Origin of the sequence: Paenibacillus algorifonticola, assembly GCF_000971975.1 — a bacterium.
GTDB lineage: Bacteria > Bacillota > Bacilli > Paenibacillales > Paenibacillaceae > Pristimantibacillus > Pristimantibacillus algorifonticola.
Genome location: NZ_KQ040783.1, coordinates 53746 through 76383, shown reverse-complemented (window position 1 = coordinate 76383; position 22638 = coordinate 53746). Strand labels below are relative to the sequence as shown.

General features: G+C 52.2%; 14 protein-coding genes. 12 read left to right on the top strand and 2 right to left on the bottom strand.

The features are described 5' to 3' along the window. Positions 1-32: 32 nt before the first annotated feature. From WH37_RS05150 to WH37_RS05085, 12 genes are all read left to right on the top strand, one after another. Complete coding sequence (locus WH37_RS05150; protein ID WP_046229501.1) at positions 33-1652, top strand: extracellular solute-binding protein; 1620 nt, start codon at positions 33-35, stop codon at positions 1650-1652. A gap of 128 nt (positions 1653-1780) precedes the next feature. Continuing rightward, positions 1781-2809, top strand: a complete 1029-nt coding sequence (locus tag WH37_RS05145) for an ABC transporter permease (protein ID WP_082110662.1) — start codon at positions 1781-1783, stop codon at positions 2807-2809. A 15-nt stretch (positions 2810-2824) separates the two neighbouring features. Then, positions 2825-3694: a carbohydrate ABC transporter permease gene (locus WH37_RS05140; protein WP_046229500.1), complete on the top strand. Its 870-nt coding sequence runs from the start codon at positions 2825-2827 to the stop codon at positions 3692-3694. Between the two features lie 61 nt (positions 3695-3755). After that, a complete protein-coding gene (locus WH37_RS05135) occupies positions 3756-6275 on the top strand; it encodes an AraC family transcriptional regulator (RefSeq protein ID WP_046229499.1) in 2520 nt (839 codons plus the stop codon). Positions 6276-6316: 41 nt separating this feature from the next. Beyond that, on the top strand, positions 6317-7840 hold the full coding sequence (locus WH37_RS05130) for a sulfatase family protein (protein ID WP_046229498.1): 1524 nt from the start codon (positions 6317-6319) through the stop codon (positions 7838-7840). Between the two features lie 187 nt (positions 7841-8027). Continuing rightward, positions 8028-8882, top strand: coding sequence for a helix-turn-helix transcriptional regulator (locus WH37_RS05125; protein WP_046229497.1), 855 nt, complete (start codon positions 8028-8030; stop codon positions 8880-8882). A 104-nt stretch (positions 8883-8986) separates the two neighbouring features. After that, positions 8987-9658: an SOS response-associated peptidase gene (locus WH37_RS05120; protein WP_046229496.1), complete on the top strand. Its 672-nt coding sequence runs from the start codon at positions 8987-8989 to the stop codon at positions 9656-9658. A gap of 364 nt (positions 9659-10022) precedes the next feature. Next, positions 10023-10232: a hypothetical protein gene (locus WH37_RS05115; RefSeq protein ID WP_046229495.1), complete on the top strand. Its 210-nt coding sequence runs from the start codon at positions 10023-10025 to the stop codon at positions 10230-10232. A 213-nt stretch (positions 10233-10445) separates the two neighbouring features. Continuing rightward, positions 10446-10634, top strand: a complete 189-nt coding sequence (locus tag WH37_RS05110) for a hypothetical protein (RefSeq protein ID WP_046229494.1) — start codon at positions 10446-10448, stop codon at positions 10632-10634. 155 nt (positions 10635-10789) lie between these two features. Beyond that, positions 10790-11518 carry a M24 family metallopeptidase gene (locus tag WH37_RS05105; RefSeq protein WP_052736818.1) on the top strand — a complete coding sequence of 243 codons (729 nt, stop codon included), beginning with the start codon at positions 10790-10792 and terminating at the stop codon, positions 11516-11518. A 488-nt stretch (positions 11519-12006) separates the two neighbouring features. Then, positions 12007-19371 carry an immunoglobulin-like domain-containing protein gene (locus WH37_RS33370; RefSeq protein WP_052736817.1) on the top strand — a complete coding sequence of 2455 codons (7365 nt, stop codon included), beginning with the start codon at positions 12007-12009 and terminating at the stop codon, positions 19369-19371. A 776-nt stretch (positions 19372-20147) separates the two neighbouring features. Further along, positions 20148-20792: a hypothetical protein gene (locus WH37_RS05085; RefSeq protein ID WP_046229492.1), complete on the top strand. Its 645-nt coding sequence runs from the start codon at positions 20148-20150 to the stop codon at positions 20790-20792. 199 nt (positions 20793-20991) lie between these two features. Here WH37_RS05085 and WH37_RS05080 read toward each other — a convergent pair whose 3' ends face one another. Both WH37_RS05080 and WH37_RS05075 read right to left on the bottom strand, forming a co-directional pair. Then, complete coding sequence (locus WH37_RS05080; RefSeq protein WP_046229491.1) at positions 20992-21966, bottom strand: alpha/beta hydrolase; 975 nt, start codon at positions 21964-21966, stop codon at positions 20992-20994. Then, on the bottom strand, positions 21963-22592 hold the full coding sequence (locus WH37_RS05075; RefSeq protein ID WP_046229490.1) for a TetR/AcrR family transcriptional regulator: 630 nt from the start codon (positions 22590-22592) through the stop codon (positions 21963-21965). The genes WH37_RS05080 and WH37_RS05075 overlap by 4 nt, the downstream gene beginning before the upstream one ends. Positions 22593-22638 lie beyond the last annotated feature (46 nt).

Sequence of the window (22638 nt, the reverse complement as noted above, 5' to 3'; positions counted from 1 at the left end):
AATGATGAGAGAACGGAAGGGGACGGACGAATATGGCAAAACGTTTAGAAATACGGAAAAAAAGATGGGCTCGCGGAGGAATGGCGGCGCTGCTCGTTATGACCTTGCTGCTATCAGCTTGCGGGAAGGCTTCGGAGTCTGCAGGTACGAACCAAGGAGGGCAGAGCAGTGCCTCGCCAAGCACTTCTTCGGGCAATGAAGGCGCAGAAGCTCCGCTTGAGCTAAGCATTATGACGATTACGCCAAGCGCGACGCCAGCAGCCGACGATAATGTCATTAAACGTGCGATTGAGAAAGCGACGAATTCGAAAATGAGCATTCAGTGGATTTCCAACAACATATATGGAGAGAAGCTGAATTTGACGCTCGCATCAGGCGAAATTCCCGATCTCATTATGGTCAATGATCCATTCGCAAGTACATTTATGAATATGGCGCTGCAAGGCGCTTTCTGGAATTTATCCGATTATATTAAGGATTATCCGAATCTCGCAAACCGCATACCGGATATCGCCTGGGAGACGACGAAGCTGTCGGATGGCGGCAATTACGGTGTGCCGCGTCCACGCTCGGTCGATGGCGAATCGTTCTTTATTATTCGCAAAGACTGGCTGGATAAGGTCGGCCTTGAGGTGCCTGCAACAACCGATGAGCTGCAAACCGTTATGAAAGCCTTTGTCGAAGATGATCCGGACGGCAACGGTGTGGCAGATACGACGGCTCTGGCCGCCTACATCGATCCGGCAGACCTTGGCTTTGGCGGCAATATAGGGCCTGTTCTGGGCGCAATCGAGAGCTCTTTTACAGGAGTGAACGGCAATTGGAAGTGGGATGAGGCGAGCAATCAAATGATCTTTACCGCGTTCCTGCCGGAAACGGAGCAGTCGCTTGCGTATTTGACAGAGGCCTATGCGAATAAAATGATGCCGGAGGACTTGCTGTCGCTTAAGCTGACGCAGGTGCGTGATTTGTTCAAGGCGAATAAAGCAGGCATTATCGTCGACAAGACGGGCACGATGAAAAATATTTATGCCGATGAGCTTAAGAAGGTGGCTCCTGATTTTAAATATACCGACTTTTATCCGCTAGCGAATTTGAACGGCTACAATCCGAAGGGCGGTGGCTACAACGGAATTCTCGCGATTCCGAAGAGCGTGCCTGAAGAGAAAATGAAACGGATTTTGGGGCTGCTTAATACGTGGATGAACGAGGAGGTATATGCCATTCAGCGCGACGGGCTGGAGGGCGTCCATTATCGCGTGGAAAATGGCGAAAAAATCGTCGATGGCGAGAAGCTAAAGGCCGATAATGCGTCCGACTTCAACCATATTGTGACGGTGAGTGACGTCGTGTGGGACACGAAAGCCGGAACGGAAGAAGAGGCGGCAGCAAATGAGCTGTTCCAGAAGGTCAATGAAGAGCGGGCGAAAACGTATGTGGCCAACATTGCCGCGGGGCTGCAATCGGAGACGGGCCAGCTGATTTTGCCGGAGCTGAATAAAAAAATTCAGGATTTGAAGGCGAAAATCATCCTCGGACGCGAGCCGCTCAGCGCTTGGACGGCGTTCGTAGAAGCAACGCGCAAGGACCCTCAGGTGCTGAAAATGACCGAGGAAATAACCGAATCGTATTTGAATAGAAACGGGAAGTAGATTTACAAAGCAAAACACCTATGCTATTATCTTAAAACCAATTAAGTGCATAGGAATAATATAAAATCAACCTGCTGCACCTAGCCATTCCTTGGAGCGGTGCGGCAGGTGAGGAGGGGCAGCGTTCGATGAGCCCGATACGTTCATATGACACGACGACGGAGACCGCAGCTAAAACAACAACTGGCAGCCTGGCAACAGTGGCTGACGGCAAGAAACGGAAACCGGGGAGCAGCGGCAGCCAAAAATATTGGAAAAGCCTGCGTTCAAGCCTCCGGCGCGACCAATCGCTTTATTTGCTCGCTTTGCCAGGCCTGTTATTTTTCATTCTTTTCAAATATGTGCCGATGTGGGGCGTGCTGATTGCCTTTCAGAACTATTTTCCGTTCAAAGGAATGTTAGGCAGCGAGTGGGTCGGGTTTGCCCACTTTGCCCGTTTTTTCGCTCATTCGGATTTCATTTTGCTGTTTCGCAATACGCTGGCGATCAGCCTGCTGAATTTGCTGCTTTTTTTTTCCGTGCCCATCATTGTGGCACTTTGTCTGAATGAGCTGCGCAGCATGCTGTACAAGCGGATTGTGCAGACCGTTATCTATATGCCGCATTTTCTGTCCTGGGTTATCATTGCCGGCTTGACCTTTTTGCTGCTTGGCAAAGGCGAGGGGCTCATAAATGCGATGCTCGAAGCCGCTGGGCGACCGCGAATTGATTTTTTAACGAACCCGGATTCGTTCTGGATGCTCGTGACGCTGCAAGCGGTATGGAAGGAAGGCGGCTGGGGCACGATTGTGTTTTTGGCAGCGATTGCGGGCATTGATCCGCAAATTTATGAGGCGGCACGTGTCGATGGAGCGGGCAGGCTGCGCCAAATTTGGCATATTACACTGCCAGGCATCCGCGGCGTTATTGTAATTTTGCTCATTCTTCGGTTGGGAGACATTATGGATGTGGGCTTCGAGCAGATTTTCCTCATGTATAACGGGGCGGTATCCGAGGTGGCGGAAGTATTCGATACGTATGTGTACAGGGTCGGTATTCAGCAGGGCCAATTCAGCTACAGTACAGCCGTCGGGCTATTCAAATCAGTCATCGGCCTCATTCTGGTGCTGCTTGCCAATAAGCTGGCGAAGCGGATGGGCGAGGATGGCGTCTATTAAAAGGAGCAATGCGATATGAAGCAACGTTTCGGCGACCGCGTGTTCCAAGCGGCTAATGGCCTGTTTCTCGGGCTGCTGGCGTTGGTGACGTTTTTCCCGATTTATTATGTGTTTATCGTTTCGTTCACCGATCCGAGCGAGTTTCTGCTCAAGAAGTTCGTTCTGTTTCCGCAAAAATGGTCCCTCGAGGCGTACGAATATTTACTGTCGACGAAAGCTTTTCCGCGCTCGCTCGGCAATAGCGCGTTTCTGGCCGTCATCGGCACGCTGTGCAGCCTTGCGGTCAGCTCGTCCTTCGCCTATGCGCTGTCGCAGCGGCGAATGCTGCTGCGCAGGCCGCTAATGCTTCTGGTGCTGCTGACGATTTTATTCAGCCCCGGCATCATTCCGCATTATTTGCTCGTTAGAGAGCTGGGGCTGATCAACAGCCTGTGGTCGCTCATTTTGCCATCGCTTGCGAACGGCTGGACGGTGCTGCTCATGAAGGGCTTCTTCGACAGCCTGCCCGCTGAGCTTGGCGAATCGGCAGCAATGGATGGCAGCGGCGCGGTGCGCACGTGGCTGACCATTATTTTGCCGCTGTCGCTGCCGGCGCTGGCGGCCTTCGGGTTATTTTTCGCCGTCGGCTACTGGAACCAGTTTTTCTCGGCGCTGCTGTATTTGAATGATGCGGCGCAGTGGCCGATTCAAGTGCTGCTGCAAAATATGCTGAAAAGCGCCTCGACCATCGATCTGACTATTCCGGGCCAGCATGTGGAGGCTCCGCCGTCAGAAATGCTCAAGATGGCTTCCGTCATTATCGCGATAACGCCGATTTTGCTGGTATATCCGTTTTTGCAAAAGCATTTTGCCAAGGGCGCGATGGTCGGTTCTGTGAAAGGATAGGCAAGCGGCGTTTAGCATAGACGTTGATGCTTGAAAAAACGAAGGAAGGCGGGCGATAGCGATGGGAATCAGACGTTTTGCGGAAGGCTGGGGGAAAGGCAAGCGGGCGGAAGCGGCGGCTAGGCTGCGCGGCTCTTATTTCCGCCGGAGCTTGGCGCTTGTGCTGCTCATCGCCTGCATTCCGGGGCTTGTGATGGGAATCGTCATGCATAAATCGATTACGGTGAAAATGGAGAACGTGCTCCAGCGTTTGCATCATGAGCAGATTGAGCAGCGGGCGCGGACGATTGATGAGCAGCTGTCGGCGCTTGAGCTGTCCTTCTCGCAGTGGGCTTTTGACCCGGTATTTGATAATCGGCTGCGGCAGTTGGATTTCGTCTATAAATACAAGCAGGTGCATGAGCTGTACCGCACGCTGCTCATTATGAATAATTCGCATACATTAGTGAATCGGGCTGAGTTGTTTCTGCTGTATCCGCAGCCGCTGGTCATGAAGCCGGACCGCTATGATTTCATCGATGATCTGGACAAAATCGAGCAATACAAAGCGCTGCTACGCCAGCCAGTGGGCGCCTATTGGACCCGCTCCTTCGATGGTAAAGCGCCAATGCTGGTCAATCGCCTGCCGGGCGGCGAGGAGAAGCCGCTGGGCATTGTGACGACTACGCTCAACGAGAATAAGCTGAACCGGCTGCTGGATACGCTCACGCCTTACGCGGAGGGCGAGACTTTTCTGCTCGATAGCGATGGCAGCTGGCTGATGAATGGCAGCGAGCCCGCATCGCCGCTTGCCGCAAAGCTGCGGGAAGTATATTTGCAGCATCGCGGCTCAGACGAGTCCTTGCGTGTGGAATATGGCGAGGAAGCTTATTCCGTCTCTTACGGCAGCTTTCGCCGCCTCGGTACGGATTGGATTTATGTATCGGCTGCGCCCATGACAGCGGTTATTGCGCCCTCGCTGCTTATTTCGCGCTTTATATTAGCGGTTAGCGCAGGAGGGCTGCTGCTGGCACTTGCGCTGTCATGGATCGGCTCGCTGCGCATCTATTCTCCGGTCGCCAGCCTGCTGGCAAGGCTGATCGGGGACAAGCGCAGCGGCGGCGGTTTGAGGCAGCGAGAGGAGGGGCGCGACGAGCTGGGCGCACTGGAGCGGCGCTGGCGGGGAATGGAAAGGGAGCGTGAGACGCTGCGCAGCAGGCTGGAGCATCATATTCCAGTCATCCGCGAGAGCTTCCTGCTGCAGCTGACGCAGGGGCATCTGCCTGAGCTTGCCGAAGCGGAGCTGCGTGAGCGGCTGCAGCAGCTCGGGGGCGCGGCTGCGCAGGACGGCGGCAGTTGGGCTGCGATGGTCGTGCAGTTTCGCGGCGGCGGCTTCGGGGGCGGCGAGCCTTCGTCGCGACAGAGTGAAGGCGATATCGCTTCGCTCGCGGTGTCCGAACTGCTCTCGCAGCTGACAGAGCGGCGGGGTTATGCTGCTGAGCAGCTGCATTTTCACGATGGTTCGATCGGGCTGCTGCTGACGCTGCCTAAGCTGGAAGCGGACAGCGCTTCGGCTGCGCGAGAGCAGGAAGCCGATCAGCAGGCCGATCAGCAGGCCGATGATGAGCCATACGGCAGTGAACGGAATGCCGGCGAGCCGTATGCCGATGAGCAGCATAAGCAATTGCTCGGTTTAGCCAGCGAGTTGACCGCGCAGATGGAGCAGACGCTTGGTTTGCGCCTAACGGTAGTAGTCGCGGGTACCGTGCTGGAGCTGCGCCGGGTTCCCACGCTGTTCGAAAAAGCGAAGCTGACGCTGCGCCACCGGCTGCTGGCGAGCACGCAGACGGTCATCGATCTTGCCCAGCAGGAGCAGCAAACCTCTGATGCAGACAGCCCCTATCCTTTTGCGCTGGAAAATGACATCGTCTATGCGATTCGCAGCGGCAACGGGGAGGAAGCCATGGAAGGCATTAGTGGCTTCATCGGCGAGCTGGCTTCCGAAGATACTGGCGAAGCGGCAGGAGAGCAGGCTGTCAGGTATCGTCTATTGCAGCTGCTTGGAACGATTCAGCATGCGATGATGCAGGCTGGCGCCAATCCAGTGCAGCTGTTTGAAGGCAGGCTGCTGCTTGATGAGCTGCAGCAGCTGAACCATACTCACGATGTGCTATGGTGGTTCCGCCATCAAGTCGTCGACGTGTTTATTCGCGAGGTTGCAGGCAAGCAGGAGAAGCAAATTCAGCAGGTCATTTATAAGATGAAGGAGCATGTGGACAATGAATATGCCTCCGTCCTGTCGCTTGAAGCGCTTGCTGACGCCTATGGCATGAATTCCTATACGCTTAGCCGCTCCTTCAAGCAGGCGTTCGACTGCAATTTTATCGATTATTTAACGACGGTTCGTTTAAACCATGCGAAGGAGCTGCTGCTGCATTCCGATCTTAAAATGAACGAAATCGCCGAGCTGGTCGGCTACCAGCCCAGCTATTTCAATCGAACATTCAAAAAAAGCGAGGGCATTACGCCGAGCCGCTACCGCGATGTTGTGCGGAATGCGGGAGAGCGGCCCCGCCTGCACAGCTTGGGGCAGGGGAAATAAGGCTTCAACCTAACCATAGAGGCAGAAAGTAGAGGTGAACGGTGGCTAATCAAACGAAAGAGCAGCCTACGATTATTTTTCTAATGACCGATCAGCAGAGATGGGATTGTATCGGCAAATACAATGCGCATATTCATACGCCAAACATCGACAAACTGGCGGAAAAAGGCATTACGTTCAATCAGGCGGTATGCCAGTCGCCGATGTGCGTACCGAGCCGGAGCTCGATGATGCTGGGCTATTATCCTTCGCAGTTGGGCGTGCGCACGAATTACGGCGGCTTGTTCGATGAAAGCAGGCTGCCCTCAGAGCCGCTTCCGGCTATATTGCAGCGGGCAGGCTATCAGACGGCTGGCTTTGGCAAAACCCACTGGAACCACGGCCAAGGCGTGGAAGAGCCGGATACGCGCGGCTTTGAGGTGCGGGCAGTCGGGCTGTCCCGCGCAAGCGGGCATTATGAGGCGGGGGCAATTATGATGGGCGATGTTAACCCGGAGGCGCTTGAAGCGTATCACCGGGAAACGGCCTCCTTCGGGGGCGGCGAGGAAAATTCGAACGGCTACATCGGCCTAACCAGCACGCTGCCGCTTAACCATCATCGCGACGGCTGGGTGGCGGAGCAGGCGCTGTCTTTTATCGATGAGGGGCTTGATGCTTCGCGGCCTTTGTTTTTCTATCTGTCTTTCCTCAAGCCGCATGCGGGATTGAATGTGCCGAAGGAATTTGAGGATCTGTACGATCTGGAGCAAATTCCCGATATTCCGCAGCCGCCTTGGGAGGTGGAAGAAAACACGCATCTACAGGCAACTGATGATTTAAATGCGAACAGCAAAGAGGTTTATTTGGAGAAAAAGCGAATTTGGGAGCAGATGAGCCCACTGGAGCAGAGAAGGACAACACTGCGGTACTGGGCCAATTGCTCGTGGCTCGACCATTATTTCGGCCTTGCTTTGGACAAGCTGGAGCAGCAGGGCCGGCTCGACCATGCACTCATCGTGTTCGTCTCCGACCATGGCGAGATGCTGGGGGAACGGCGTTACCGCTTCAATAAATACAATTTGTATGACAGCAGCGTACGGGTGCCGATGATTTTGTCGGGCTCCTATATTCAGCAGCATAAGTGGGGCACCGAGGATGAGCGGCCAGCCGAATTAATTGATCTGGTGCCTACACTGACGGCCGCCGCAGGGCTTGAACGCAATCCGATGCTGCCGGGCTTCGATCTGCTCGGTGAGACGGTGCGGCGGGGGAGCTTCTGCGAGTTTCACGGCAAAGGGGTAACCGCGCCGCATTCGGCGCCCGTCTATATGTGGCGAACGAAGGAGTGGAAGCTGATCCTCTATATCGATGGAGCGGTGCGGGATGCAGCGGCGCGTGTGGATGAGACGAAGGGCGAGCTGTATCATTTGGGAAAGGATGCAGGCGAGTGGCATAATTTGTACGGCGATGACCAATATGCCCGCATTCGGGAACGGCTCAAAACCGAATTATTGATGCATTTGGCTTCAGCCTGGTCCAAAGGTCCGTTTTTTTACGACAAGGGCGGCCTTCAAGCGCTCCAATAACCAGTGTGAAAATAAGGCGAGAGCCAGCTTGGCGGGACAACGATGTCCGTCAGGCTTTTTTGCCGTGCAAGCCATCCGGTTTCCTTGAGACGCATCAGGCGGCAAAGGTAGACAAACGATTATTAGTTATGTAACATGGGGCAATACATAAATACTAACTTACATAGTTGCACAAGGAGAGATTGTCGTGTCAGAGGAACTGCTGCTAACGTTTCGTTCGCCGCCGCTGCCCTTTTTTATAGAATCAAACCGCAGGACGTATCAAGCGGGTGAAGAACATCCGAACCGGACCAATATTGGCGTATTCGATATGCTGTTCGTGCATGAAGGCGCTCTGCATCTTGCAGAAGGGGAGCATAAATGGATGCTTGGCCCAGGGGATGTGCTTATTTTGCGGCCGGACAGCTATCATTATTCGTATCAGCCCTGCCAAGAGGCGACCGTGTTTGACTGGGTGCATTTTCAAACGGTGGGTGCTTGGGAAGAAACCGAGGGGAGTCAATCAGGCTCCTTGCGCGGAGATTATTATACGTATGCCATTCGGCTGCCGAAAAAAATTCACCTGTCTTACCCGGACGAAGCGAAGCTCATCTTTGGGCAGCTGCATGATGCAGCGCAAAGCTCGTCGCATGGCGCGTTCTGGGAGCGCCAGCAGCGTTTTCTGCATTTGCTGCAAATGCTCGATGAAGGCTGGCGTTCGGATGCTGCAAGAGCAGGCGTATCGGTAGCGGAACGTGCCGCTGCCTACTTGAAAATGAATTACCGCAGCCCGATTAGCAATGGCATGCTCAGCGAAGTGCTGCAGCTGCATACCAATTATATTACGCGCTGTATGACCGAGGTGTTCGGCTGTACGCCGCAGCAATATTTACTCTACTACAGGCTGGATCAGGCGAAGCTGCTCCTTATTAAGACGGACTGGACGATAGCCCGCATTGCGGAAGAGACGGGCTTCCGTCAAACGCCGCATTTTTCGCGGTTATTTGCCTCCCATACCGGAATGCCGCCGCTTAAATTCCGCAAGCGTTTTACGACAAATTAAGTAAATGAGCGAATAAAAAACCTCCTCTTATGCAAATAATGGGCAAGACGATATTTTGAGCGCAGCGGAGAGCTTGCCCGCACAGCTTCGAGGGGGATATACAGATGATTGAACGTTATTCGGTTAGGGCAAATGTTGATGATTTGGTTAGCTCGTTCCAAGTTGGGAATGTAATTGATTGTGATGTGACCCGTTTTAATATAGCGCCGACCCAATCGGTATCGATTGTGATGAATGACCGCTTAGGCGAGCGGACGCTTCAGGATGCCAGATGGGGCTTGTTTCCGTTTTGGGCGAAGGATTCAGTAAATGCTGATTGCGAGAGGCTGTCTGAAAAGCCGTTTTTCGAACGGATGCTGCGCAGGCAGCGCTGTGTTGTGCCGTGCAGCGGCTTCTTTGGCTGGCAGCAGCATGGGCAGGAGCGTGAGCCGCGGGCAATGCATATTGTTGTGCCGAGCCAGCGTTTGTTTGGTGTAGCGGGTTTTTTTGATGCCTGGAAAAATTATCAGGGGCAGGAAGTGCGCGCTTTTACGATGATTACCGCCAGTTCTTCAGGGGCGTTATCCGGCTGGCAGCCGCGCGTGCCTATCGTGCTTGATGAGGAAGGGCTGGAGGATTGGCTCAATCCGCGCATTCATGATTTCCGTTCGCTGCGCAAGCATCTCGACCCGCTGGAATCCTATCAGCTAAGAGCTTATCCGGTAACAAATGCGGTAGGCAACGAAGCGTACGAGTCGCCGGATTGCATTCAGGAGATTATGCCGGATTTTGCATAGCGGCGGCAGACAGGCTTACCCTGCTGCACAGTCCTATATGAAGCTTGAAACCGAGCCTTCGTTCCAAGGAAAGTGTGGAAGCGGAGGTTTTTTCGAAATATAAGAATGTATACGTTTCACCCTTATAAACGACTTACATTTCACCCTCGAAACGGTAGCTTTGCCGCCAGAGGACGGCGATAGCCGTTTACGCTTGTGTAAATAAAAGAAAGGGCTTACATGAAAGCGCGGCTAGGCAATTTCGTTCTTAGGACAGTTGAAGCTGGGCTGGATATTCGCTATAATGTAACCTATATTTGGAAATATTTGTTGCTTGAAAATAAGCGGCTCACTGCCGATATTTAATCAGAGAGGAGCTGGGATAATGGTTCGGGGCTGGGTCACTGCGCTGGTGCTGGCGTTCGGTATTGCGGTCGCTGTTCTTGGTGTTATCGCCTATTTACGAATGTTTCATAAAGAGCGGAGCGCAGCTTCTGTCCGTTCATCCACAGAGCGTCATGCTAGTGCTGACGAGGCTTCCGCTGGTGAAGAGGAGCGTGATTCACGTCTGGACAGGACGCCTGACCAGCGCTGATTTTGCATAAATTATACGCTTGGTGGACGAGGCCGTCAAATGCATGCTTTCCCAAGTGTGGCATAAATGTTATAATAGTAAGAAAAGTTCAAACATTTTGAATCATCAAACCATGGTGATGCTTGACCGATGGGAGTCCGGCGGTGTTTTAGCCGAATGTGTTCTCGAATTTGTTGTTTAGGACGACCATCCAACGTTAAGGGAGGAGATTTCATGGCGAAGCACAGCCAGAATGAAGTCAAGGAAAGCCTGAAAGAACTAACGAGAATTTTCCAACCCAAGGATTCACGCAAATTTGTTAGGGATTACATTCGAAAGTACCGGATTACCGGCGGCTACGAGGAAGAATTAACATTGCTGGTGGAAGATGAAATGGGCAAGCTCAACTCCTCAGTCGGCTAATCGCATGGTTATACGGGCTCTATTCCCTTCAAGGGGAATGGAGCCCTTTTGTTTTGAAGAAAGAGAGAATGCACAGCAATACAACAATTGTTCACATTCGTGAGAATGTCCGCTTTGTTCCTTGAATATGGTGAATAGAGGAGGGAGGTTTGGATATGCTGACGAAGCTTGCGCTTGGCATGGAAGAGCAGCATGTACGGCATGCAGGCAGCATTATAGCTGCATGCCACAAGGAGCTGTCAAAGCGGATCACCTGTGGGGTGACGACGCTGGAGATCGAGCGTTTTACGGAGCGATTCATGCTGGAAAGAGGGGCGTTTCCGGCCTACAAGGGGCGAAAAGGTTATCCGTTCGCCATTTATGCCTCGGTAAACGGCATGCTGCGCGGCGGTTTTCCCGGCACGGCTCCTCTATCGAGCGGTGATATGGTCAAAATCGAGATGATTGCTGGGGTGGATGGCGGCGCAGCTGAATTCGCCTGGACGTATGCGATAGGTGAGCCGTCCCCGCTGGCACGCAAGCTGCTGCGCACGGCGCAGCACACGCTGAATCGCGGCATTGCTGAGGCGAGAGTAGGCAAAAGTGCCGGAGATATCATCGTAGCTATCCATACTTCAGCAGCCAAGTCGGGCTGTTTGGTCATGAACAGCATGCCGGATATTGCGGTGCAAGGCATTCTCCAGCGGCTTCAGCAGGGAGAGATGCGTCCGATGGAGCAGGCGGAAGAGCAGTTGACGGAAGGCATGATCTTGACCATTGATTTAATTGCTGGACTAGGTGCGCTGGCGGGTGACGCTGCTAGTGTCGAGCCGGGACTTGCGACAGCGCATGTAAAGCATACCGTTGCGGTTACCCGCTCGGGCCCGGTTGTGTTGACCAGATGAAGTGAATGACGCTGCACGCTTAAGCGGATGAAAAGAAGATCACACCTCAAGGTAGGCGAGGGTGATCTTTTTTGCTTTTTACGCGCATTGTCACAGCCTGTCAGAAGCTAATGACCAGCTTGAACATTTCTCGTGAACCGCCTTCTGGCCCAACCGATATGGAGCGTTTACAGCCTTCATAAATCGTTCTCCTCCTGAGAAGCAGAGTGCTGATAGATGCCATATTATAGTATCATAGGACAAGCCGTACAAGATATTTCAACAGTTCACCAAAGTTAAAATAGTTCAGTCGTAAAACGCCACATTGTTCACTATGCTTGTGTTGTTGCTCTTTCGGACTGTGTAAGCATCGGGCTAAGCTAAATACAGACCGGATGGGCAATGTGATGTGCTTAGGAACGGAAATTCTCTTCAGTCATTTAATGTAAGCGCTTACCAATCATCCGGGCTGTATGGTCAACGTGAAATAAATTGGGGGAGGGTCGCAATTGAAGAAATCCATATCGGCAATATCGAAGCTTATGCTGGCACTAATGATCGTTTTGCCTGGGATCATGCCTGTCTATTCGGCAACGGCAACGGCGGAAGAGGAGCAGCAGCTCGTTGCTCAGGAGGCAGCGGCTGTTGCCAACGAACCGCTGTTTACGGATGATTTTCAGGATGGCGATTTGCAAGGATGGACGGTCAATAACAGCAGCATTATCAAAGCAGCAGCTGATCCGGCTTCGGCCAGCAATCAGGTGCTGTACGTAAGCGCTGGGGACGAGGCCATTGCATCCGTCAATCTGGATATCGGCAGCGACTATGTGTATGAGGCCAAGGTGAAAAAAGTGGCTGCGGGAACGTTTCCCGGCATTTTGGCGCGATACAGCGATGTGAACAATTTTTATTTGTTTCAGCTGGGAGATAATCGGTACTCCCTATCTAAACGGGTAGGCGGCACCACAACAACGCTTGCGGAATATCCAATTCCGCTTAGTGTGAACCAATGGTACACGATGCGTATGATCGTCGAAGGCAGCAAAATTAAAGCCTACGTGGATGACAAGCTTATTTTTAATGTAACGGATCCTTCCCTTGCGTCAGGGAAAGCGGGCTTCCGCTCCCGCTGGGAAAAAAGCGTGCTTGATGATGTAGGCATTTGGCAAATTCCAAATCCGAAGCCGGAGGCTCCGAGCGATTTGCAGGCAACGGGCATCACTTCGTCTGCGGCAACGATTAGTTGGGACAGCACGGTAACGGGAGCTACCTACCGCGTGTACCGCTCGACCGATGCGACCGCGGGCTTCACTCCGGTGTATGTCGGAACAGATAAGCTCTATGAGGACAAGGGACTGGCTTCCGGCGTTACTTATTATTATCAGGTTGCAGCAGAGGTCAATAAGTATGAGGTCGTTTCTTCTACAATCTCGCTGACGACGGTGTTGGTGCTGCCGGAATCGCCAGATTTGCTGCCTGGCATTGTAGCGGCTTACCCGTTCAATGAAACGTCAGGGACGCAGGTTTCGCCGCTAGGCACCAGCAGCAATCAGGGCAAAGCCACACTTACCGGCGGGGCATCGTGGACAACCGGCCGATCAGGCGGAGCAGTTGATCTCAATGGATCGAATGGCTATGTGTCGCTTCCGGCGGGCATGCTGAAGGATTTGAACGAGGTCAGCTTGGCTTTCTGGGCGAAGCAGGACACGCTCAAGCAGTGGACCCGTGTGTTCGATATCGGGCTCGGCACGAACAATTATATTTTCTTTACGCCAGCAACGGGCGCTAATGAGTCGCGCTTCGTCTTGAAAAATGGCGGCAGCGAGCAAATTGTCGGCGTTAGCCCTGCGCAGCAGGCAACCAATCGCTGGGTTCATTATGCGATGACACTTTCAGGCTCTACAGGCGTGTTGTATGTGGACGGTGTAGAGGTGGGACGCAATACCAATATGACGTTGAAGCCTAAGGATCTGGGCCAAACGACGATGAACTATATCGGCCGCTCGATGTTTAGCGCCGATCCGTATTATGACGGTAAAATTGATGATTTTTATGTGTTCAATCGGGCGTTAGGTCCGAAGGAGGTGGCATTGTTCACGTATCCGGAGGATCAGGCTAAAGTGGCAGCGGATAAGGCGGCTGTGACGCCGCCAGGCGATTTGACCAAGGTGATGGCCGATATTTCGCTTCCAACAAAAGGCGCTAACGGCTCGGCATTGGCATGGGAATCCGACCAGCCGGCGGTTGTCGATAGGGCAGGGAAGGTCACTCGTCCTGCCTTCGGACAGCCAGACGTGGACGTAACGTTGACCGTTACGATCAAACGAGGCAATGCGGCAGATACGAAGCCATTCCAGCTCAAGGTGCTGGCTGATTTGTCAGACGAGGCAGCGGTCGAGAATGACAAGGACGCACTTGCAGTCGCGCATGCCGATGGGGCGACGGCAAAGCTCAGCCTGCCGGATGCAGGGGCGAACCGCACGAAAATTTCGTGGCAGTCGGACCACCCGGTTAATCTGCGTCCAGACGGCATGGTTAGCCGTCCCGCTGTTGGCGAAGGAGATTTGCTCGTTAAGCTGACGGCGACCATTACGCGCGGCAGCGTATCGAAAACGCGAGTGTTCGATGTGTTAATTTTGGAGCAGGATGCGAATACCGCTTATTTATTTGCGTATAACAAGCTCGTCAGCGGCACGGAAACGCTGCATTATGCCGTGAGCCGCAACGGGAAAAACTGGACAGAGCTGGGTACAAACGCCGCATTCGTCTCGCCTATCGCGGATGGAGCCGATACGTTCAAGCTGAATTCCGAGGACAAATGGCTGAAATATACGTATTCAGGCGGTGCATGGACGCTTGCTTCGGCTACGGATGTGGCGGGCGTGTGGACGCAGGAGGCAGCTAGCTCCTATACGCTCCCATCCGGTGCGCTGGCGGGCAGCTTCAAACGCATCGATGAAGCGGATTGGAGCCGGCTAGTACATGGCCTTTCCGTACCGAGGACGCTTGATCCGATCATGACGATCTATACGGAAAAGGGCCTAGCGCCAAGGCTCCCGGATCGGGTGAAAATCGACTATACGAACAATCAGTATACGACGGTACCTGTACAGTGGGATACCCTAGCTCCTACCGCTTATGCTAGTGTGGGCAGCTTCAAGGCTGAGGGAACCGTCACAGGTACGTCTACCCGCATCAAGGCAGATATCAAGGTGCAGGACAATACCGGCAAAGCGGACGTTATTCGCAACGGCGAATACTGGTTTGATGACGAGGGCGGCATGATTCAGGCCCACGGCGGATATATCCTTAAAGTAGCAGACACGTATTATTGGTTCGGCGAGGATAAAGGGCATAATTCGGCGGTGCTGAAAGGCGTCTCTGTGTATGCATCCAAGGATCTCAAGCATTGGGAGTTCCGCAACAACGTGCTGACGACAGCCTCCCATCCGGAGCTGGCATCAGCGAAAATCGAGCGGCCTAAAGTGCTGTATAACGAAAAAACAGGCAAATATGTATTATGGGGACATTGGGAGGAAGCAGGCAACTACAATCAGGCGAATATGATCGTTGCTGTATCCGACACGGTAGACGGCGATTACAAGTACGTGAACCGTTTCCAGCCGGGGGCGATGCAGGCCCGTGACTTTACGTTGTTCCAGGATGACGATGGCAGCGCCTATTTATTCGCATCCTCCAACAATAACGCCGACCTGAATGTGTTCAGGCTGACGGACGATTATTTGTACACCGAGAAGTATATGTATACGCTGTTCCCAGGTGTCAGAAGGGAAGCGCCAGCGGTTGTGAAGAAGGACGGCTACTACTACTTGTTCACATCGGGACAGTCCGGCTGGTATCCGAATCAAGGCTACTATTCAAGTGCCAAGTCGATTAACAGCCTTAGCGATTGGTCCGAGCTTAAGCGGTTCGGCGATCCGGCGACGTATTATACGCAGCCTTCTTTTATTCTCAGCGTCTATGGCAGCGAAACGACTTCCTACGTATATGTAGGTGACCGCTGGAATCCGTCGGCATTGATGAACTCGCAATATATTTGGCTGCCGCTTGAAATGGATAAAGGCATGGCATCCATTACGAACAGCGGAGATTTGGATTTGAATGCGGCGACAGGACTTTTTGAAACGGCGACCGATTTGCTTGTGTCACAGGGCAAGCCCGTAGCGGCGAGCTCGCAAGCGTCCAGCAACCCGGCGACGATGGCGAATGACGGGATGTATTTTCAGGATACGAACAATGATGGCGGCAATGATAACTTCTTCGATTCCGGAAGCGCTTCGTTTCCGACAACGTGGCGGGTCGATTTGGAACGGGAATATGATTTGAGCCGCATTGATCTGAGCTGGAAAGAGTGGAACGGCTCGGAGGTTTATTACACGTATAAGGTGGAAGGCAGCGTAGATGATCAGCAGTATGATCTGCTTATTGACCAAAGCGGCAATAAGACGCCTTCCTTCAACAGCGACAAGCTTACAGGCAAATACAGATATGTGAAGCTGACGATTTTGGGGCAGTTTGGACATACGAACAACGCCGATAAGCCGGTTACCTGGTACAGAGGCCTGCATGAGGTGAAAATTTATTCGTCCGACATGCAGCTGGATGTGCCGCAAGGGTTGCTGGCGACTTCTGTGAAAACATCGTCTGCTGCCGAGGTCACGACCATCAGCCTGAACTGGCAAAGCGTGCCGGGTGCAACAGCATACACGCTTTACCGTTCAGAAAGTGAGAACGGCACGTATGAGCAGGTGTATAACGGAAGAGCGATGGCGTATGATGACAACGGTCTTGCGGTCAACAAAACGTATTATTACAAGGTGAAGGCGACCCATCCGGGCGGCGGTTCGGAGCTATCGCAGTCCGCACATGCGAGAACGTTTATTGCATCTTCTGATCTGGACACGTATGACAATACGAAGGAAAACGTGTGGCTTGATGATGCGGGCAATGTGACGCACACGCCAACGATTACGCATGACGGCTTTTTGAAGCTGGGCAATCTGTATTACTATTATGAATACGTGTCGGATACAGATGGATTTAAGCAGGTGAATTTGCATCAATCGGCAGACGGGATCAACTGGACGTTCGTGGACACGGTGCTGACCCGCGATTCTCATCTGGAGCTTGCGGCTAGCAAATTCGAGGCGTGGAACTTCACGTACAACGAAGCAACGGGCAAAATTGTCATTTGGCTGCACTATGAAAATAACAAGGACTATTCGCTCGGCAGAGCGGCGGTGCTGTCCGGCGATCCCGGCGGGGCGCTGACGTTTCATGGCAGTGTGCGTCCGGCAGGCAATGATTCCCGTGATATCACCTTCTTCAAGGATGGTGACGGCAAAGGGTATATCGTTTCGTCGGGCAACACGAATGCAGACTTGTTTATTTATGAGCTGTCTGCGGACTATTTGTCTGTAGAGCGCGTTGTGCTCAAGGTTTATGAAGGCAAGCACAGGGAGGCGCCTTCGCTCATTAAGAAAGACGGCTACTATTACCTGTTCACCTCCGAGGCGGCAGGCTGGTACCCAAGCAAGGGCATGTATTCTTCCGCCACTTCGCTTGAAGGGCCTTGGACGGAATTGCGCCGCATCGGCAATAATTCGAACTTCTCGGCGCAATCCGGCTTCATTTGGAAAATGGAAGGCTCTGCTGGCCTCAGCTTCGTGAATATGGCGAACCGCTGGGTAGCAGGGGCGGGCGAGGCGAAGCAGCACTGGCTGCCGATTACACTTAGCAACGGTTATGCGAAATATGATTATTATGAAAAAGTGTACTACAACCAGGCAACGGGCGAAGTCGTTCCCGAGCAAAACGGTGAGCTGCTGTCGCAGGGCAAGCCCGCCATAGCGAAAAACGAGCTGGAAAACAGTCCAGCGACTTACGCCAACGACGGTGACTACACGACAAGCTGGGTCGCGGCGAATGGCAGCTGGCCATCATGGTGGCAGGTCGATCTTGGCGATGTGTACAGCCTGACGAACATTCAGCTTTCGTGGTATTTGCATAATGGCTCAGAGGGCTATCACCGATACAAAATCGAAACGAGCTTGGACGGCGTTACCTTTACGACGGCGCTCGATCGGACGGACAATAAAACCTATGGCTTTACCTCCGATAAGTTGAGCGGCAAAGCAAGGTATGTAAGAGTGCAGATGGTCGATGCCGTTCTGCGCAACAATCCTAGCAACTGGTATACGCCACAGTTTGGCGAGGTGAAGGTGTATGGGACGACGGTTCAGGAGGAGCCGACGAAGGAGACGCCGGTTGGCCTGAAAGTGAACGCGGCTACCGACAAAGCGATTGAACTTGCATGGACAGCGCTAGCTGGCGTGAGCGGCTACAACGTTTATCGTGCGACGGCTGAAAATGGGCCTTACGTGCTGGCAAATGCCCAGCCAATCAGCACAGCATCGTATGCGGATAGTGGCCTGAGCGCCAATACGGAATATTTTTATCAGGTTTCTGCCGTTTACGCGGCGGGCGAATCGGATAGGTCAGCTGTGTTGGCGGCGAAGACGCTGAAAGAACCGGGTACGCCGGGTGGCGGTGACCCAGGTCCGGGTACGCCGGGCGGCGGAGATCCAGGTCCGGGTACACCAGGTGGCGGAACAGGCGGCAACACGGGTGGCAGTACGTCGAGCGGAACAGGTACGGGGGCGGCTGATAGCGGCATGAGCGTTGAAGCTGGCGCAAACGGGCTAACCGTGAAGGTGACAGCAGATGCGAGCGGCATGCTGCAAGCGCAGCTGAGCGCAAGCGATATGGAAAAAGCGCTGGCTAGCCTGCAATCGGCCAATACGCTGCGCATTCAGCTTGAGCCAAGCAAGGCAGGAGCTGTGATAGGAGCGAAAGTGGAGATTCCTATGGAATTGCTGCTGGCAGGGGAACAGCCAAAAGTTCGATTTATCACCGTGCAAGCGGGTGCTGTGCAGATTACAGTGGACATTACAAAGGCCGGGGGAATTGTCGCGGCAGGAGCTAATAAATTAACACTGGAAGCGGTCCAAGTAGCAGCTTCGGAGCTGCCAGCTAATGTGCAGAAGAAATTAGGCGATCACTCTGTGTATGACTTTAAGCTTAGTGTAGACGGCAAGGAGCTTCATGCCTTTGGGCAGGCTGCACCAGTAACGGTGGAGCTCGCATATACGCTAAAAGCGGGCGAAAAAGCGCATAAAGTCGTCGTTTATTATGTTGGCGAGGGCGGCGCACTGGAAGTCGTGCGCAACGTGAAGGTCGATGAGGCGGCTGGAGTCATTCGCTTCCAGCCGAAGCATTTCAGCCGCTATGCGATCGCTTATGCGGATGTGGCTTTTGCAGATTTGGGTCAAGCGAAGTGGGCGCAAACGATGATTGAGGCGCTCGCAGCGCGCGAAATCGTGAGCGGAACGGGCGGCGGCAGCTTTGAGCCGTCGAGGGCTGTCACGCGAGCGGAGTTCGTCCAGCTGCTGCTAGGCGCGCTTGGGTTGATTGACGAGCAGGCGACTAGCAGCCTGCGGGATGTGTTGCAGGGCGCTTGGTATGAAGCGGCCGTTGCTTCGGCAGAGAAGCTGGGCCTCGTGAAAGGGCGCCCAGATGGCACGTTTGGCATCCATGACGCGATTACGCGCGAGGAAATGGCTGTTATTTTGGCCCGTGCAACGGAGCAAATTGCATGGGAAAGCACAGCAAGCACGAAGCCGTTCCCTTCCTTTGCAGATGAGCAGTCGATTAGCGGATTCGCTCTGGAGGCCGTCAGCGCAATGCAGCAGGCGGGCTTAGTGAACGGATTCGAAGACGGCAGCTACCGTCCGCAAGGGCAGACGACGAGGGCACAGGCAGCAGCTGTGATTTTCAAGCTGTTGAAGCTTTAGGAGCAGGAGAATCCGGTGATAGGCCGCATTCTCGAAGCGGAGTTAGGCAAGAATGCGGCGATAGACTGCATTCTTGAAGCAAAATAGGCAAGCATGGGCCCATGGGCTGCATGCTTCAAGAATAATCGGCAAGACAGGTCAGCATCGCAGCTTGCAGGCTCGAAAATCCCGCCCGCTTCCTCATTTGATGGGGAGCGCGCGGGATTTATTTTTCCCCAGAAAGGTCGTTGGCTAACTTTGAGAGTCTACCATTAGGGAGGCGGATGAGGGTGTCTTTTTTGACGTTAGACTATCGCAGCCTGCGTTTGTTGTTGAAATCCCACGGCTGAGACGCCAGCTGCTTTTTGGAGGACTGAGGTTCCGCTATTCTGAATTTTGATTCGATTTTAGGAAGCAAGCGGACAGGAGAGACGTTATCGTCCATATCGAACCAGCAAAATGGCCTTTTGCAGCGCATTAGCGGCTCCTGAGTCCGCGGACTGTGGTTTAACCCTGTTTCTGTTAAAATAGCTGCTGCTGTGTCCGCCAAATTTATATTTGTGCAAGCAGCAATATAAAACCCATGAAACGAAGAAAATAATGCTGCCTCTTGGTACGTAAATCTACAAATATGAGGTGTGACATTCCCAGTAGAAGCCTGGTAGGAGAGGCGATACATTTGACGCCGGCTTCTATTAGATCGGGTTCACTTACGTTTGCATACACGCCATTGCTCGAGCGGCTTTTTCCTGAAGCGGATTAAAAGATATAATAGGAGTAGAGAGAGTTAAGCGGAGGTGAGCAGGCTGCAGTTGTTTCTGATGCAAGCGGATGTAGGCGGAATGAACCGGAGCAAGGCATTTTTGAATGATAACTTCGTTTCCTTGTATGGCCCGGGGCTTGGAAATTTGGCACCATTCAGCGAGGAAGAGTGCAAGGCACGGTTAATGGAGGTTTATGGTCTGGAGGGTGTGGCGCTGGCTGGATCTATCGCAGAGCTTCGTTTGTTCGTGGAAGTGATGGCTGACGGCGATTATGTGCTTTTAGTGGATGGCGACAAGGTCCATTTTGGCGATTTGGGCGACTATTATTATGTGTTGGATGCGGATAACAGGGAGGACGGCAGCTGCCATCGACGCGGTGTGACTTGGCTCAAAAGCTTGCCGCACGCCATGGTCGGCCCGGAGCTAAAGTCATTTTTAGCCGAAGGACAATTTCCCGCTATGTATGAGCATCCCGTAACCGATTGGCAGATGAAGCTATGGTTGAGCGGGGCTACGGAAAGCAGCGGGCAGAGCGAGCAGCCTTTTGCCATAGATCATACGACAATTAGGGAAGCGGTGGACATTTTAAGGCTAGCCATGCAGAGTGATGATGTAGAGCGCCGCGAACGGGCAGCTGCTGCTATATTGCAGTATGCGTCCCGTTCCCGCTCTTTGTGAGCTGTGAAGGTGCTGAATAAGGAAATCTTTCTCTTGCACGCAAGTTGCGTGTCGTCTTTTCAAAAACGTAGGTAATTTAGAAAAACTGACAATAGAATGCCCGGAGGCCATTGAAAAAGTCCCTTTTATGAAAGCAAGGTACAGATATGCTCAATTTTTTGAGGAGTCTGTACCCTGCTTCTGTATAATAAAGGGTAATTTATTTTCCTACATACTCATCCATAAAGCGATCTACTCTTTGGAAATATTCAGTGGGGTAATGGTTGATGGCATCGATGTGCTCCGTATTTTGCGGGTACCATACTTCTGCACTTGGATTATCTTTTAAGGACTCGTAAATAACTTCAGTATTCTTATAACTAATTTGCTGATCTCCAGTGCCATGAATGAGCATAACGGGCTTATTTTGCATCTTTTTTACCGCATCCATCGGAGATACGGAATCAAGATCAACCTTAAAGGCCCAATTTGCCATCCATGTCGATGTATAACCGAATGGAAAAGCAGGCAAACCTGAAAAGAAGGGCAAACCCTCTCTCAGAAATAGACCAGCATTACGAAAAGGGCTATCTGCAATGACAGCTTTGATGTCATCACTTTCACTTGCGGCCAGCAAAGAAGTAGCAGCACCCATTGAAAAGCCGATAACTCCAATGCTATCACCTGTATGGTCTCTGGATTTTAAATAGCTTACAGCTCCTAGCAAATCGTATTTTTCATTGAGGCCCAGTGTAATCAAATCACCATCGGATTTACCTTGCGAGCTGAGGTCAAATGCCAATACATTGTAGCCTTTCGGAACGAAATGCTCTACTAACTTTGGAGTCCGCCCTTTAACTAAACGATTGCTCGTATATCCATGGACGACAATAATCGTCTTATTACTTGCATCACCTGAAAGATCACTTGCAGGAAAGAAGGAGCCTCTAATCGTATTATCATTTTTCAAACTTTTGAACTCGACCTCTTCGTAGGGAGTTTTATCGATATTCAATTCGTAGCTGACATTAGTGTCTCTAGGATAGTGCAATAAAGTGTCTACTACTTTATAAGATATAAAAAATACAAGAGCCATCACAAGCAAAAGCACGATCCCTAGGCTCCATAAAATTTTCTTCCGTTTTTTCACACGCACGTTAAATGTCAGATCGGGTTGTAATGATGTTTGACTCATTTAGACTCCTCCAGTTTTTCTTTAGGTTGTATGGGTGCGAACAAATAATAAGCATGCCCCTTCAGATTTTCCCACTCGGGATGATGAATAATACTTTCTCCAAGAGTTAAGCCCACTCCATTTAAAAAAGAGATGTAGCTGCGAGAGATCATTGCTGGAGAAAAGCTTTTGTCGAACTCTCCCATTAACTGTCCCTCGGCATAGACGGATTCAATCGCATCTGTCATTACCTTTATACTTTCAAGGACCTTCTGTGTAAGTTCAGGGAATCTTATTCGTTGTCCTAAGACAGATTGGGCAAGCCGCAATTCATTGGTATAGAAGTAGATATCGTTGAATTGTTCTTTCACCATGTTCTTAATCAGTGCGCCCGGCGTCCCCTCTTGTTGAAGACAAGCAAGCGATTTCACCTGAATATCAGCAAGCGGCTCAAGGACGGCAGCGTAGTATAAAGCTTCTTTGCTAGGGAAATATTGAAAAATGGTTCCAGGAGTCACTCCCACCCTCTCCGCAATGATGGCCGTTGTGGTATTAGAATAGCCACCTTCTGCAAACAGGATAACCGCTTCTTTTAGGATGCGTTTACGCCGCTCCAGTCTTTTTTCTTCATTGACGGGTCTTGCCAAATGGATTCCCCTCTCTTTAAACTAAACTTTAGTTAATTAAATAACT